This window comes from Pseudomonas sp. ASL8 (genome assembly GCF_056680355.1).
The window spans coordinates 2,245,659-2,261,184 of record NZ_CM155278.1 but is presented as its reverse complement, the minus strand read 5'-3'; the positions used below and the strand labels follow the sequence as shown (position 1 = coordinate 2,261,184).

Genomic DNA, 15,526 nt, shown 5'->3' with positions numbered 1-15,526 from the left:
CCTGGATAAGCGCCGGAGCAAGCACCTGTCTATCAACAGGGGATGCCCGGCGCATGAACCTCGGTGACGGCCAGCGCCCTAGCCAATCAAGGAGTCACCTGTGACCACCCCAAACGATCCCTTGCAGATCGCCCGTCGTCTGGCGGCCGGATTTGCCACGACCGCTGCCGAGCGTGACGAACGCGGCGGCACCCCCAAGGCCGAGCGCGACGCCCTGCGCGACAGCGGCTTGCTCGCCCTCAGTATTCCCCGTGAGTTCGGCGGCCTCGGTGCCAGCTGGAGCGAAGCCCTGAATATCGTTCGCGAGTTTGCCAAAGTCGACAGCTCCATCGCCCACGTCTTTGGCTTCCAGCACTTGATGCTGGCCACCGTGCGCCTGTTCGCCAGGCCAGATCAATGGCAGCCCTTGCTGGAACAGACCGCCCGCAAGAACTGGTTCTGGGGCAACGCCCTCAATCCTCTGGACACCCGCACGATAGCGACCCGTTTCGACGGCTGGCGCGAGTTCTCCGGCACCAAAAGTTTCTGTTCCGGGTCCAGCGACTCCGACATGCTGATCGCCTCGGCGCTGGACGAAAGCCCCAGTGGCAAGCTGCTGATTGCGGCCATTCCTACCAACCGTACCGGCATCACGTTGCACGGCGACTGGAACAACATGGGCCAACGCCAGACCGACAGCGGCAGCGCCAGCTTTGAACGCGTGCGGGTCGAGGAGAACGAACTGCTCCTCGACCCAGGTCCGTTGAGCACGCACTTTTCCAGCCTGAGGCCGTTGCTGGCGCAACTGACCTTCGTCAACCTATTCCTGGGGATCGCCGAAGGCGCCTTCGAACAGGCTCGAGACTATACGGTTAATGAGGCGCGCCCCTGGTTCAAGGCCGATGTCAGCAAAGCCGTTGACGACCCCTACGTGCTGGCCCACTACGGGGAGTTCTGGGCGGGGCTGGAGGCCGTTCGCGCACTGGCCGAACGGGCCAATACACGGTTTGACCACGCCTGGAATAAAGCCGAAAACCTGGAAGCCGAGGAGCGCGCGCAACTGGCCCTCGCCATCGGCAGCGCCAAAGTCTACGCCACGCGGATCGGCCTGGACGTGTGCAATCGCCTGTTCGAAGTCACCGGCGCCCGCGCGACCAACGCCTCTCGGCGCTTCGATCGCTACTGGCGCAACCTGCGCACTCAGACCCTGCACGACCCGGTGGACTATCGCATCCGCGAACTCGGCGAGTGGGCGTTGAAGCAGACACCGCCTACTCCCAGTTTTTATTCCTGAGCCCCTGCCCACGCAGGAAATCGATTGCCGGGCCGGGCTTGCTGCCCGGCCTCTCCTAGCGGCGAACCGGACTGTTGGATATCGCCCAATCAAACAGCAAAGTGTTGCCCGGCCAACACTTGCAGACGCTAAAAACAGCCAGATCCCTTGTATTACGTGGCTTTCCTGACTCGGCACGGACTGTGCAATCTCGACATAAACAATCATTCATGTGCCGCGTGCGCTTAATGAACCTATCGAGTAAGGAGTTAACCGACTATGGCATCTCGCATTATTCTCAATGCATTCGACATGACGTGCGTTAGCCACCAGGCCGCTGGCACTTGGCGTCACCCGGAAAGCCAGGCGTGGAAATACAAGGACCTCGACTACTGGGTCGACCTAGCCAAGTTGCTCGAACGTGGCTATTTCGATTCGCTGTTCATCGCCGACGTCGTCGGTGTCTACGACGTCTATCGCGGCTCGGTGGAAACTTCGCTGGTTGACGCCGACCAGGTGCCGGTGAACGACCCGTTCTTTCAGGTGCCGGCGATGGCCACCGTGACCAAACACTTGGGTTTCGGTGTGACCTCTGCGCTGACCTACGAGCAGCCGTATGCTCTGGCGCGCAAGTTCTCCACCCTCGACCACCTGACCAAAGGCCGCGTGGCCTGGAACGTGGTGACCTCCTACTTGAACAGCGCCGCAGTCAATCTCGGCCTCAAGCAGCAGATATCCCACGACGAACGCTACGACATCGCAGACGAGTTTCTGGATGTCACCTACAAGCTGTGGGAGGGTTCCTGGGATGAAGACGCGGTGCTGCGCGACCGTGAGAGAGGCATCTTCACCGACCCGAGCAAGGTTCATCCCATCGGTCACAAAGGCAAGTATTTCGACGTGCCCGGCATCCACCTGTCCGAGCCGTCGCCGCAACGCACGCCGGTAATTTTCCAGGCCGGCGCTTCCACCCGCGGTCGCGCCTTTGCCGCCAAGCATGCCGAAGGCGTGTTCATCAGCCCGGCTACTCCAGAACAGGCGCGTGAAGTCTCCGATGACATCCGCAACCGCGCCGTGGAGGCAGGCCGTACACGCGACTCGCTGAAAATATTCACCCTGCTCACGGTGATCACCGCCGAAACCGATGAGGCTGCGCAAGCCAAATACCAGGAATACCTGGGCTACAGCAATGGCGAAGGCATGCTGTCGTTCTACGGCGGCTGGACCGGTATCGACTTCTCCGAGTACGACCCGGATCAACCCCTGGAAGCCATCGACAACGACAGCATTCGCTCGGTATTGGAGCTGCTCGCCACCGCCGACCCACACCGCAAATGGACACCGCGCGACATCATCAAGCACCGCAGCATTGGCGGCCTTGGCCCCGTGCTGGTGGGCGGCCCGAAAACAGTGGCCGATGAGCTGGAACGTTGGGTGGATGTCGGCGGTATCGACGGCTTCAACCTGGCCTATGCCATCACACCCGGATCGTTTGTGGACTTCGTCGAGTACATCGTCCCCGAACTGCAACGCCGGGGTCGTGTGCGCACCTCTTATGAGGGCAGCACCCTGCGGGAAAACCTGCTCGACAGCGATTCAGCCTACGCCGCAGCCGACCACCCTGCCGCTCAGTATCGCGGCGCGTTCACGGAAGGGGCCAACGCCACCGACCAGACCAAACCGTCCAAGTTTTCCAACCTGACCTGACGCGCAGTATCGCCCAAGAGGAGTTCAATCAATGTCTAGCCATCAACCGTTAAACCCCCTGTCCCTTGGTACCGACTACGAGCAGCTCGCTGCGCGTTTCAGGCCGATTTTCGCGCGTATCGCCGAAGGCGCGGTGGCGCGTGAACGCAACCGCGTACTGCCCTTCGAGCAAATCAAATGGCTGAAAGAGGCCGGGTTCGGCGCGGTCCGGATCCCGGTCGAATACGGCGGAGCCGGCGCCTCGCTGCCACAACTGGTCCAGTTGCTGATCGAGCTGGCCGAGGCCGACTCCAACTTGCCGCAGGCGCTGCGTGGCCACCTGGCGTTTGTCGAGGACCGTCTCAACGCCCACGCCACCCACTCTCAGGATGTCTGGTTCAAACGCTTCGTCGCCGGTGAACTGGTCGGCAACGCCTGGACCGAGGTGGGCGGCGTGAAGATCGGCCAGGTCATCACCCGCGTCAGCCGTCAGGGCGAGCAGTGGGTCGTGAACGGCACCAAGTACTACAGCACCGGCAGCCTTTTCGCCGACTGGATCGACCTGTATGCCCAGCGCGATGACAACGGCGCCGACGTGATCGCCGCCGTCAGGGTCCAGCAACCGGGCGTCCGCCAGAGCGACGACTGGGACGGCTTCGGTCAGCGCACCACCGGCAGCGGCACCTCGGTATTTGAGAACGCCGTGGTTGAAGAAGAGAACATCATCGACTTCTCCACCCGCTTCAAATACCAGACCGCGTTCTATCAATTGACGCTGCTGGCCGTGCTGGTGGGTTCCGGTCGTGCTGCCGTGCGCGACATCGCCGAGGAAGTGCGCACACGTACGCGCATCTTCAGCACGGGCAACGCGTCGTCCGCCAGCGCAGATGCCCAGGTCCAACAGGTCGTGGGCAAGGCGTCGGCCCAGGTCTATGCCGCCGAAGCTGCCGCCATCCGGGCCGCGCACGCCTCGCAGCGGGCCTACATCACCCGCTATGGCAAGGACGAGCAAGCGGAGCGCGATGCCAACATCGCCGCAGAGCTGGAGTCTGCCCAGGCGCAGGTAGCAATCGCCGAGTTGGTGCTGCGCGCCACCAGCGACCTGTTCAATGCACTGGGCGCATCGGCCACCAGCACCACCAAGCAACTCGACCGGCACTGGCGCAATGCCCGCACAACGGCTTCGCACAACCCGTTGATCTACAAGGAACGCATCATCGGCGACTGGGAAATCAACGGCACCGAACCACCTTATGTCTGGCAGATCGGAGGTGGCAGCAAGCAGACCGCCTGAAAAACCGGGTATCGCCCCACTGACGACAAAGGCCAGCGCTTGCGCTGGCCTTTGTCTATTCCGCGCCACGGAAAAACGACTGTCGGGCCAGCAACAGAACTTCATCATCACTGTCACTCGACAAACACTTGCGCGCAGCCATATCGACATAAAGTCGTTACAAAACAACAACTTGATATCTGGCACAAAGCCTGCAAAAGGTCTGGTGCTGCCCTGCATACCGGATGTACGGACGTGGTGGAGCAAACCCTATCGGCGTTTAAAACGCTGTCCGTCACACCTGGAATCAAGGAAGTGCTTTATGCAGTATCGCTGGCTAAGACGTACAACCCTCGGGGCCCTGCTATGTGTCGCGGCGCCATTGGTCTACGCAGAAAGCCCGTGGCAAGTGCGCGTAGGTATCAGCGACATTGTGCCTACCTCCGACCCTGGCAACATCACGCCCGGGACCATAGACATCAATAGCTCTATCGGTCCTACGTTCAACATCGCCTACTTCATCACCCCCAACTGGGCCATCGATGTACTCGGCGGCCTACCATTCAAGCACGACATCAAGCTCAACGGAGACAAGGTTGGCAGCACCCGCCACTTGCCGCCGATTGTTTCGCTGCAGTACCACTTCTTGCCCGGCGCCAAAGTGCAGCCCTTCGTAGGCGTAGGCATCAATTACACCTACTTCTTCGACGAGCACCTGGACAACGGCGCCAAACTTGAACTCTCCGACTCATGGGGCGCGGCCTTTCAGGCCGGTGTGGATGTGGCCATCGACGAGCACTGGAGTCTGGGCGCTGACGTGCGCTACGCGAAGATCAACAGCGACGTAAAAATCGCTGGCACCAAGGTCGGCAGTGTCGATGTCGACCCCACCATCTACAGCCTTAACCTCGGCTACCGCTTCTAAAGGAAATCATCATGAGCTCATTACCTAAAGTCGATACCGCCAGCCCGAGCGATCCGTACCTGCAGATCCAGTCCAAAACACCCGCCACTCGTCTGGAAAGCGAGGCCCAGGCCATCGATGCCGCCAAGCGCCTGGCCAGCCAGTTCGCTCAGGAAACCATCCAGCGCGACCGCGAACGTCGACTGCCATTCGCCGAGCTGGACGCTTATTCGCAAAGCGGCCTGTGGAGCATCGTCGTGCCCAAACAGTACGGCGGCTTAGGGGCCAGTTACCGTACCGTGGCCGAAGTCTTCAAATTGATCGCGGCCGCCGACGCCTCGCTGGGCCAGTTGCCTCAGAACCATTTCGTCATTCTCGTCCACATCGCACTGGACGGCACCGAGGAGCAGAAACGCTTTTTCTTCGACCTCGCGCTGTCCGGTACTCGTTTCGGCAACGCCTTCTCTGAACGTGGCGGGCGCAACGTTGCAGAGTTCCAGACCAAAATCAGCGCAGAGGGCGACGACTTTATCGTCGAAGGCCAGAAGTTTTTCTCCACAGGGGCCTTACTGGCGCACTGGATTCCTATCGTCGCGGTCAATGATGAGGGCTTGCCGCATCTGGCCATCGTCCCGCGCGATACCTCAGGGCTCAAGGTGGTCAACGACTGGTCCAGCTTCGGCCTGCGGACCACCGCAAGCGGCACGGTGCTGATCGACAAGGTGCGCGTACCCGCCAGTCATGTGATCCCGATCTGGCGCGCATTTGCCAACCCTACCGCTGCCGGGCCGATCTCCCAGTTTCTCCAGGCTGCCATCGACGCCGGCCTGGCCCGTAGCGCCCTGGAAGACACCCTGAAATATGTGCGCAGCTTCACTCGGCCATGGATCGACTCAGGTCAGGAAAAGGCCACTGACGACCCGTATATCCTGCAACAAATCGGCGACATTCAGGTGCGCCTGCGCGCCGCAGAAGCGGTCCTCGATCTGGCTGCCGACGCCATCGACCACGCCTTGCTCGAGCCGAGCGAAGACAGCGTCGCAGTGGCCTCGATCCGCACCGCAGAAGCCAAGATACTCACCACCGAGGCCGCCATCCTGGCCAGCAACAAGTTATTTGAGCTGGCGGGCACCCGCGCCACGCTGGAGGAATACGGCCTCGACCGTCACTGGCGCAACGCACGCACCCATACCCTGCACGACCCCGTGCGCTGGAAATTCCACGCCATCGGCAACTATGTTTTGAACGAGATCAAGCCGCCGCGTCACCCCTGGCTGTAAGCCTTGCACCTCGTCAGCACAGTCGCGCTGACGAGGTGTATCCCCCTGAAAAAATCAACCCGACGCCGCACCCGCCCAGCCAACGCCGCTCATATCACGGAAGATTGCCAGACGAATCGGTACACCTTGGCGGGCGGCTCCGGGTTGCATTGACCATTGTCCGCATCGGGACCGACCAGGGACCAGTCGGCCCGCGACGTATTACCGAGCTGGCGGGCCTTCTCCGGCTGGAAGCATCGAGCCAGATCACCCGAGGGAACCAGGGCGAATGCCTGCGGATGACCTCTCAACCACAGAGCCGCCTGATCGACCGTAGACCCCGTCAGAAAACCGAAATGTACGATGGGCTGTCGAGCGAATAACCAATGCCCCTCCCGCCATTGGGCCAGAACCAGGTCTGCCCCACCCGTCAGTTCGGCAGCCTGACGCATGATGGCTTCGTGCGGGTTTGGACCGTCGTTGATCGGCTCGATAAAGCCGCGAACAAACCAGGCACCGAACCAGACCAACGTCAGCGCAAAAAATATTTTGCGGCCACGGGGGCGATGGACAAACCAGCGGTGCAGAAGCCACGGCACCAGAGGGGCCGCCACCAGCGCCAGGCCGGGCAAGGCCGGGTAGATGTAGATTTTGCGCTTGCCGCTGCTCAGGCAGAAAAACAGGAGCACCAAAACGACCCAGCCAAGCAAGACCAAAACCCGACCGTCATGTTTAGCCAACTGCTTGCGCCATGCGGGCACGAACCACGGCAGAGCGAGGAACATCGGTAGCCAGTATTTAGGGATGACAATGACGAAGAAGTACCAGAACGGCTCCTTGTGTTCCCAGGCATTGGCATAGCGATTGGCGGTCTGGTGCAGAAGGATTTCTTTAATGTAAGCAATACCGTTTGCGTCACCTTGCAGCGTCACGCTCACCACCAGTGGCACGAGCCAGACCGAAACGGCCGCCAGCATCACCAACAGACCGAGCAGCCAGGAGAGTCCTCGGCCGGGCATCGCCACGACGCCTGTCCAGCCCTTGCGCACGGCATAGAAATAAGGGATCAACATCAGGATCGGGACAAACCCCACCCCCTTGCTGATGATGCCAAAGCCCATGGCGGCGCAGGCAACATAGAACCAGCCCCACGCCGGGCCAAGGAGCAGATGGCGCACCAGGCCATACATTCCGAGGACGGTCCACAGACAGAGGAAGCCATCGATCTGCCCGGTTCTGAGAATGCTGAAGGTCTGATAGGTCCCGAGGAACAGCAGCGCAGCGATGACCCCGACACGGCGATTCCACAAGCGCCGACCCAGGTCATACAAGCACCCTGTCGCGACCACGCCGGCGAGCAGCGCTGGCAAGTACAGCGCGATTTTTGGCAGGCCCGTCAACCGTGTAAAAAACGCCACCGCCCACATAAACAGAGGGGGCTTGTCCGGGTAAATTTCCCCGGCGCGGTGCGGAATAAACCAGAAACCGTCCTGCAGCATCTCCAGGGATACCCCGAGGAAACGCTCTTCATCCACATCAAGCGGTTGTCGCAAACCCAGGCCTGCGCCGATGAGCAGCAACGCCAACAGCATCAACCCCAGCTGTTCCATTCGGGGAGAAAGTACTCTACGCACTGGGCTAGTCGTCCTTCTGCTGTTTATGGCGGGCAATCAACTGCAGGTTACGCAGGTAAACAATGATCCCGAAGGACTGCCCGACAATGAATACCGGGTCTGCGCGATAAATTGCATACGCCAGCAGCAACAGGCTGCCGATGATGCTCAAGTACCAGAAGCTAACCGGAATGACGCTGCGCTTTTTGTATTCGCTGTAGAGCCATTGCAAGACAAAGCGACCCGTAAAAGCCAGTTGACCGATAAAGCCGACCGCCAACCACAGCGCTTCCCGGCTCATGTTCATCACTGCAACTCCTCCGGCGTGGCATCCAGTTTCGTGCGTTTGATCAGCCACCAGACGCCCATCAGATCAAGAATACCGACCAGCGCCCGGTCAATGTTTCCGTACTTGGAGACGCCTGCCACACGATGCCGGTGATTGACCGGATGCACGATCATTCGACCCTTGTGGCGTTGAATCAGCGCCGGAATATAGCGGTGCATGTGATCGAAGTACGGCAACCGCAGAAAAGCCTCTCGCTCGATCACTTTGAGACCGCAACCGGTATCAGGCGTCGCATCCTTCAGCAGGCGACTGCGCAGGCCATTGGCAAACCGCGAGGCCCAACGCTTGCTGGCCGTATCGCGGCGGTTTACCCGGTGTCCAGCGACCAGTTTTATACCGCCCGCAAGCCCTTCACTGCCGCGCACCAATGAGAGCATGCCGGGGATGTCCGCCGGGTCATTCTGCCCATCGCCATCGAGTGTCGCGAGCCAGTGACCGCGAGCTACGGTTGCCGCGTGAAAGATCGAAGTGCTTTGTCCAAGCGAGCGGGCATGACGGATGATTCGCAACTGATGGAAGCCGCCACGTTTCAGCGCACGCAACTCAGCAAGGGTGTTATCCGTGCTGCCATCATCGACCACAATGACTTCATAGTCCTCGCCGACCAGTGCGCTGCGGATCTCTTGCAGAAGAGGGGTCAGATTACTGGCTTCATTCTTTGCCGGAATCAGGACGGAAACATAAACGCTGTCGCTCATTGGTCACCCATGATCGTTATATAAGTGCTGTGAGGCTGGACCCGGTAGCGGCTAGACCTTGAAATAATCCCGGTACCAGTCGACGAAGTTCTTCACCCCTGTCTGAATGGTTACCTTCGGGAGAAAATCAATCGACTGTGCAAGCTCCGACACATCGGCCCAGGTTTGCAACACTTCCCCCGGCTGCATAGGCAAATAGTTCCTTTGCGCTTTGATTCCGATCTTATCTTCAAGGCACTCGATAAAGTCCAACAACTTCACCGGTGCGCCCCGTCCAATGTTGTAAACCTTGTTCGGGGCTGCTGGCCCAGTGACACCAACCATAGCAGAGGTCTCTGCTGACGGCGGGCGCAAGCGCACAATCCCCTCGACGATGTCGTCGATATAAGTGAAGTCGCGTGACATCAGCCCATTGTTATAAATATCAATGGGCTGCCTATTCAAAATCGCATGAGTGAATTTGAACAACGCCATATCAGGCCGCCCCCACGGCCCATACACGGTAAAAAAGCGCAGCCCTGTCGTTGGAATATCGTAGAGATGGGAATAGGTGTAAGCCATCAACTCATTGGCACGTTTGGTGGCCGCATAAAACGAGGCCGGGGCATCGACTGCGTCTGCCGTGGAAAACGGTACTTTGTCATTGCGGCCATACACGGAGCTGCTCGAGGCATAAATGAGGTGTTTCGGTTTGACCTGCCGACACGCTTCGAGCACATGCAGAAAACCGCTCACATTGGACTCGGCATAAGCATCCGGGTTATCCAGCGAATGGCGCACACCGGCTTGCGCCGCGAGATGAATGACCTGGGTAAAACCATGGGTCTGAAAAAGTTCGAGCAGCGCGGCTTTGTCGATAATATCCAGCGTCTGGAAACTGAAGTTGGGAACAGCCGCCAATTGCGCGAGACGTCCACGCTTGAGTTCCACGCTGTAGTAATCGTTAAGGTTGTCGATCCCTATAACCTTCAGGCCCTGTTGGCAAAGACGTTTAGCCGTATGGAAGCCAATGAATCCAGCCGCGCCGGTAACCAATACCGTCATGCGTCCCTCGCAGGTAAAAATAGACAGGCTATCGACACTTTCAAGCTCGACTACAGGGGATGCACGGGCCGTTAAATCGCCTCACCTCCAACAATCGCGAAGTGTAGACCACATCAATCAAACGGCAACCGAGCCCCATACGCGCCTGTTATTTGCCCCAAAGCCGCCGCTCTGCTAGTGTCGCGCCGGTTTAACGTCTACCGAGATAGCCGCCATGGCCCGCAAGAAAGCTGCACCGGATTTCGAACAGTCCCTCGCTGATCTGCAAACGCTGGTTGAGCGCCTGGAGAACGGCGAGCTGTCGTTGGAGGATTCGTTGACCGCCTTCGAACAAGGTATCCGCCTGACCCGCGACTGCCAAGGCGCCTTGGCGCAGGCCGAGCAGAAGGTGCAAGTGCTGCTCGAACGCGACGGCGAACTGGCTGAAGAGCCCTTCGACGAGGATCAGCCAGAATGATTGCCACCTATCAGGCCCGCAGTCAGGCCCGCGTCAATGCGGCTCTAGATGGCCTGTTCCAGGCACCCAGCCTCGAATTGACCCGCCTGTATGCCGCCATGCGCTACAGCGTGATGAACGGCGGCAAGCGTGTCCGTCCGCTGCTCGTTTATGCGGCCTGCGAAGCCTTGGGCGCCAACCCGGAGCTCGCCAACGGCGCGGCCTGCGCGGTGGAACTGATCCACGCTTACTCGCTGGTGCATGATGATTTACCGGCGATGGACGACGACGACCTGCGTCGCGGCCAACCCACTACCCATAAAGCCTTCGATGAAGCCTGCGCGATCCTTGCCGGTGACGGCCTGCAAAGCCTGGCATTCAGTGCGTTGCTCGACTCCGCATTGTCGCCGCAAGACACCGAAACCCGCTTAAGCATGGTCAGCACCCTGGCCCTGGCCGCAGGCCCGGCGGGCATGGTCGGTGGTCAGGCCATTGATCTGGGCTCCGTGGGCCTCAAGCTCGACCAGGCCGCCCTGGCCTTCATGCACCGGCATAAAACCGGTGCCTTGATCGAAGCCAGTGTAAAACTCGGCGCCCTGGCCAGTGGCCGCGCCGAGAAAGCCGACCTCAAAGCCCTGCAAGTCTATGCACAGGCCATTGGTCTGGCCTTTCAGGTGCAGGACGACATTCTCGACGTCGAAAGCGATACCGCCACCCTCGGCAAACGCCAGGGCGCCGATATTGCCCGCGACAAGCCGACCTATCCGTCTCTGTTGGGCCTGGAAGCTGCCAAAGGCTATGCCCTGGAGCTGCGTGATCAGGCGCTGCACGCCCTGCGACCTTTCGACGCGGCGGCAGAGCCCTTGCGCGAACTTGCGCGTTATATCGTTGAGCGTCGCAGCTGAAATACACCGCAACAACGCGCTCACGGACAACCGTCAGATCTGAAAATCCACGAGATTAAAGCCACTGTCTGATCATCCTCTGCCGTGCTTCGTGGGCAGCTTGCGTTGCATCAGGTAAACTGCCGCCTCTTTTACTTATATCGATTCGCCTGATGCCCACGACGTTCAAAGAGATTCCCCGCGAGCGCCCCACTACGCCCCTGCTCGACCGCGCGGCAACGCCAGACGGTTTGCGTCGGTTGGGTGAGGCTGAGTTGGAAACCCTGGCTGATGAACTGCGCCAGGAGCTGCTCTACACCGTAGGCCAGACTGGCGGGCATTTTGGTGCCGGCCTGGGTGTCATCGAGCTGACAGTCGCGCTGCACTATGTCTTCGATACCCCGGACGACCGTTTGGTCTGGGACGTGGGCCATCAGGCCTATCCACACAAAATCCTCACGGGCCGTCGGCACCGGATGGGCAGCCTCCGCCAGAAGGACGGCATCGCAGCCTTCCCGCGCCGCAGCGAGAGCGAGTACGACACCTTTGGCGTTGGCCACTCCAGCACGTCAATCAGCGCAGCGCTGGGCATGGCCCTGGCGTCCCGCCTGCAAGGCAGTTCGCGCAAGTCCATCGCCGTGATCGGTGACGGCGCCCTGACCGCCGGCATGGCCTTCGAAGCGCTGAACCATGCGCCGGAAGTGGCCGCCGACATGCTGGTGATCCTCAACGACAACGACATGTCGATCTCGCGCAACGTCGGCGGGCTGTCGAATTACCTGGCGAAAATTCTCTCGAGCCGCACGTACGCAAGCATGCGCGAAGGCAGCAAAAAAGTGCTGTCGCGCTTGCCCGGCGCGTGGGAAATCGCCCGTCGCACCGAAGAATATGCCAAAGGCATGCTGGTCCCCGGCACCTTGTTCGAAGAGCTGGGCTGGAACTACATCGGCCCGATCGACGGCCATGACCTGCCGACGCTGATCGCGACGCTGCGCAACATGCGTGACCTCAAAGGCCCACAGTTCCTGCACGTCGTGACCAAAAAGGGCAAAGGTTTCGCCCCGGCGGAAGCGGACCCGATTGGCTACCACGCGATCACCAAGCTGGAACCGCTGGACGCCCCTGCCGTTGCCCCGAAAAAAACCAGCGGGCCGAAGTATTCCGGTGTGTTTGGTCAATGGCTGTGCGACATGGCGCAAGCCGATTCACGTCTGGTCGGCATCACGCCCGCCATGAAAGAAGGGTCGGACCTGGTCGAGTTCAGCGAACGCTACCCGGCGCGCTACTTCGACGTCGCCATCGCCGAACAGCATGCGGTCACGCTGGCGGCGGGTATGGCCTGCGAAGGCGCCAAGCCGGTGGTGGCGATCTACTCCACCTTCCTGCAACGCGGCTACGACCAGTTGATCCATGACGTGGCCGTGCAGAACCTCGACGTGCTGTTCGCCATCGACCGCGCAGGTCTGGTGGGTGAAGACGGTCCGACCCACGCTGGCAGCTTCGATCTGTCTTACCTGCGCTGCATTCCCGGCATGCTGGTCATGACCCCCAGCGACGAGAATGAACTGCGCAAAATGCTCAGCACCGGTTTCCTGCATTCAGGCCCGGCGGCGGTGCGTTACCCACGCGGCACCGGCCCGAATGCGCTGATCGACAGCAGCCTTGAGCCGCTGGAAATCGGCAAAGGCGTGGTGCGTCGCATCGGTCAGAACGTCGCGATACTGGTGTTTGGCGTGCAACTGGCCGAAGCCCTCAAGGTCGCCGAAACGCTGGACGCCACGGTTGTCGACATGCGTTTCGTCAAACCGCTGGATGAAGCGCTGGTTCGAGAGATGGCAGCCAGTCATGCGTTGCTGGTAACGATCGAAGAGAACGCGATCATGGGTGGCGCGGGGGCTGCGGTCAGCGAGTTTCTCGCCCGCGAAAACATCCTCAAGTCGGTGCTGCACCTGGGCTTGCCGGACAGCTACGTCGAGCACGCCAAGCCTGCGCAAATGCTGGCGGAATGCGGGCTGGATGCGCCGGGTATCGAAGCATCGATCGAACAGCGTCTGCACCTGATCGAACAGGCTTCACGCTAAGCCTGCCCCTCTGAAACGGCGCACACTCGTTAACCCGGGTCGTGCGCCGGTTTTGCCTTATGCGACCTCTATGACTCTGCGCCGCCTTGCCCTGACCCTTTCGCTATTGCCCGCCACGAACGCGCTGGCCGATACCCTTGAACGCGATGCCGCGCTGAAACTGCCGGACATGCTGATCAGCGCCAACCGCCAGGTTGAAGAGCGCAGTACCAGCAGCGCCGCGAGCAGCGTATTCACCCGTGAGGACATCGAGCGCCTGCAACCCGGCAGCGTCAACGACCTGCTCAGCCGCGTGCCCGGCGTGCAAGTCGCACCGAGCGGCGGGCGCGGCAGCCTCCCGGGGATTTTCATTCGCGGGACCAAGTCGGCGCAGAGCCTGGTACTGGTCGACGGACAACGCATCGCCAATGCCACCTCGGCTGACAGCAATCTGCAGTTTCTCAGTGTCGATCAGATCGAGCGGGTGGAAGTGCTGCGCGGCTCACGCTCGGTGATCTATGGCGCAGACGCGATTGGCGGGGTGATTCAGATCTTTACCCGGCGCGGCGCTGAGCAGGGACTGAAACCACGCCTGAAAATGGGCTACGGCAGCAATAATAGCTGGCAGCGCAGCATGGGACTGTCCGGGGGCGATCAGCAGACGCATTTCAACCTTGGCGTCAGCCTTGATGAAACTGCCGGGATCAACCGGTCCCAGGAGTCTTTCGCCAGCGACGGCGATGACGATGCCTATCGCAACAAGTCGCTGAGCCTGAACCTCAGCCATCAACTCGACGACGATATCGAGATCGGCCTGAACCTGCTGGATAACCGCGGCAAGACCGAATTCGACAACAGCTTCGGCCGCTATGACCCCGCCACGCAGAGCAGCGTCGGGCAAAAGCCGTACAGCAAGTTCGACCTGAGCAGCGTCAGTACCTATTTCGACGTGCGACTCAGCGAGCTCTGGAAGTCCCGCCTGGAGCTGGGCCACAGCGAAAACCGCGACACGTCCCTCGATAAGCTCAGCGACGACCGCAGCGTCTTCAATACCTACAGGGACTCGGCCAACTGGCAGAACACCCTGACGCTCAATGATCGGCACAGCCTGATACTGGGCGCCGACTGGTACGAGGATCGGGTCAACAGCAGCACGGTATTCGATGAAGACAGCCGCTGGAATCGTGCCGCGTTTATCCAGCATCGTTATCAGAGCGAACATTTTTCAACGGAGCTCGGGCTCCGTCATGATCAGAACCAGCAGTTCGGCGGACAGAACACCTGGAGCGGCACGCTGACGGTGCCGATTAATCCCGACAACGATGTGCTGCTTTCGTACAGCGAAGGGTTTCGTGCGCCGACCTTTAACGACCTGTACTACCCCGACTTCAGCAACCCCAACCTGAAGCCCGAGCATTCAAAAAGCTATGAACTGCAATGGCGCAGCCGCCTGACCGAGACCAGCCGCCTGGAAGCGTCGCTGTACCGCACCGACTTGCAGGACGCGATTGCGCTGGACAGCAACTACCGCCCGCAAAACCTCGCCTCGGCACGCATCAACGGCTTCGAAGCCGCGCTGCACCAAGAGCTGTTTGGCTGGCAAAGCAGCCTGGGGCTGGCGATTATCGACCCGCGCGACCGTGACACCGGCCACACCCTGAACCGCCGTGCCCGGCGCACGCTCAGCCTGGATGTGGATCGTCAATTCGACCGGCTGGGTCTGGGCGCCACCTGGCAAACCTTCAGCCATAGTTACAACGACGAGAACAACCAGCAGCCCATCGGCGGTTACGCCCTGTTTGGCTTGCGCAGCAGTTGGGCGGCGAGTGATGAAATCAAGCTGGAACTGAAACTCGATAACGCTCTGGACAAACGCTACAGTCGAACGCTCTACAACTTCGAAGGCAACAACTACGGCTATCGCGAAGAAGGCCGCGCCTGGATGCTGAGCCTGACCTGGACACCGGAGTTGTAGCCACCACTCGCCCCTCAGCCAACTTACTCTCAAAGTTTGGAGGAGCAATGGAACCAAAACCAACATAAGCCTGATGTTGTTCCGCGGCGCCCT

General features: G+C 60.3%; 13 protein-coding genes. 9 read left to right on the top strand and 4 right to left on the bottom strand.

Annotated elements, in window-relative coordinates:
* The first annotated feature begins 100 nt into the window (after positions 1-100).
* The 5 genes from AC1MEA_RS10275 (at position 101) to AC1MEA_RS10255 (ending at position 6,395) form a co-directional block, all read left to right on the top strand.
* Positions 101-1,273 carry an acyl-CoA dehydrogenase family protein gene (locus AC1MEA_RS10275; protein WP_480917664.1) on the top strand — a complete coding sequence of 391 codons (1,173 nt, stop codon included), beginning with the start codon at positions 101-103 and terminating at the stop codon, positions 1,271-1,273.
* A 258-nt stretch (positions 1,274-1,531) separates the two neighbouring features.
* The gene (locus AC1MEA_RS10270; protein WP_480917662.1) at positions 1,532-2,959 is read left to right on the top strand and encodes an LLM class flavin-dependent oxidoreductase; all 1,428 of its coding nucleotides are present in this window, start codon (positions 1,532-1,534) and stop codon (positions 2,957-2,959) included.
* A gap of 31 nt (positions 2,960-2,990) precedes the next feature.
* Positions 2,991-4,232: an acyl-CoA dehydrogenase family protein gene (locus AC1MEA_RS10265; protein WP_480917661.1), complete on the top strand. Its 1,242-nt coding sequence runs from the start codon at positions 2,991-2,993 to the stop codon at positions 4,230-4,232.
* A gap of 301 nt (positions 4,233-4,533) precedes the next feature.
* Complete coding sequence (locus tag AC1MEA_RS10260; RefSeq protein WP_257604399.1) at positions 4,534-5,136, top strand: OmpW/AlkL family protein; 603 nt, start codon at positions 4,534-4,536, stop codon at positions 5,134-5,136.
* An 11-nt stretch (positions 5,137-5,147) separates the two neighbouring features.
* On the top strand, positions 5,148-6,395 hold the full coding sequence (locus AC1MEA_RS10255; RefSeq protein WP_480917659.1) for an SfnB family sulfur acquisition oxidoreductase: 1,248 nt from the start codon (positions 5,148-5,150) through the stop codon (positions 6,393-6,395).
* Positions 6,396-6,484: 89 nt separating this feature from the next.
* On the opposite strand, the gene AC1MEA_RS10250 is transcribed toward AC1MEA_RS10255, so the two are convergent.
* Genes AC1MEA_RS10250 through AC1MEA_RS10235 form a run of 4 tightly spaced genes read right to left on the bottom strand, consistent with a single transcriptional unit; the run spans position 6,485 to position 10,078 of the window.
* The gene (locus AC1MEA_RS10250) at positions 6,485-8,008 is read right to left on the bottom strand and encodes an ArnT family glycosyltransferase (protein ID WP_480917657.1); all 1,524 of its coding nucleotides are present in this window, start codon (positions 8,006-8,008) and stop codon (positions 6,485-6,487) included.
* Between the two features lie 4 nt (positions 8,009-8,012).
* Positions 8,013-8,294, bottom strand: coding sequence for a lipid-A-disaccharide synthase N-terminal domain-containing protein (locus AC1MEA_RS10245; protein ID WP_219062718.1), 282 nt, complete (start codon positions 8,292-8,294; stop codon positions 8,013-8,015).
* Positions 8,294-9,034, bottom strand: coding sequence for a glycosyltransferase (locus AC1MEA_RS10240; protein ID WP_480917655.1), 741 nt, complete (start codon positions 9,032-9,034; stop codon positions 8,294-8,296). The genes AC1MEA_RS10245 and AC1MEA_RS10240 overlap by 1 nt, the downstream gene beginning before the upstream one ends.
* 51 nt (positions 9,035-9,085) lie before the next feature.
* Positions 9,086-10,078 carry an NAD-dependent epimerase gene (locus tag AC1MEA_RS10235; protein ID WP_480917653.1) on the bottom strand — a complete coding sequence of 331 codons (993 nt, stop codon included), beginning with the start codon at positions 10,076-10,078 and terminating at the stop codon, positions 9,086-9,088.
* 214 nt (positions 10,079-10,292) lie between these two features.
* Here AC1MEA_RS10235 and AC1MEA_RS10230 point away from each other — a divergent pair, with 214 nt between their 5' ends.
* The 4 genes from AC1MEA_RS10230 (at position 10,293) to AC1MEA_RS10215 (ending at position 15,433) form a co-directional block, all read left to right on the top strand.
* Entirely contained in the window at positions 10,293-10,535 is a 243-nt protein-coding gene (locus AC1MEA_RS10230) for an exodeoxyribonuclease VII small subunit (RefSeq protein WP_219062722.1), read from the top strand.
* A complete protein-coding gene (gene ispA / locus AC1MEA_RS10225) occupies positions 10,532-11,419 on the top strand; it encodes a (2E,6E)-farnesyl diphosphate synthase (RefSeq protein WP_219062723.1) in 888 nt (295 codons plus the stop codon). Before AC1MEA_RS10230 ends, ispA begins: the two co-directional genes overlap by 4 nt.
* 152 nt (positions 11,420-11,571) lie before the next feature.
* Complete coding sequence (dxs, locus tag AC1MEA_RS10220; RefSeq protein WP_480917651.1) at positions 11,572-13,479, top strand: 1-deoxy-D-xylulose-5-phosphate synthase; 1,908 nt, start codon at positions 11,572-11,574, stop codon at positions 13,477-13,479.
* A gap of 70 nt (positions 13,480-13,549) precedes the next feature.
* Positions 13,550-15,433: a TonB-dependent receptor domain-containing protein gene (locus AC1MEA_RS10215; protein ID WP_480917649.1), complete on the top strand. Its 1,884-nt coding sequence runs from the start codon at positions 13,550-13,552 to the stop codon at positions 15,431-15,433.
* Positions 15,434-15,526: the final 93 nt, after the last annotated feature.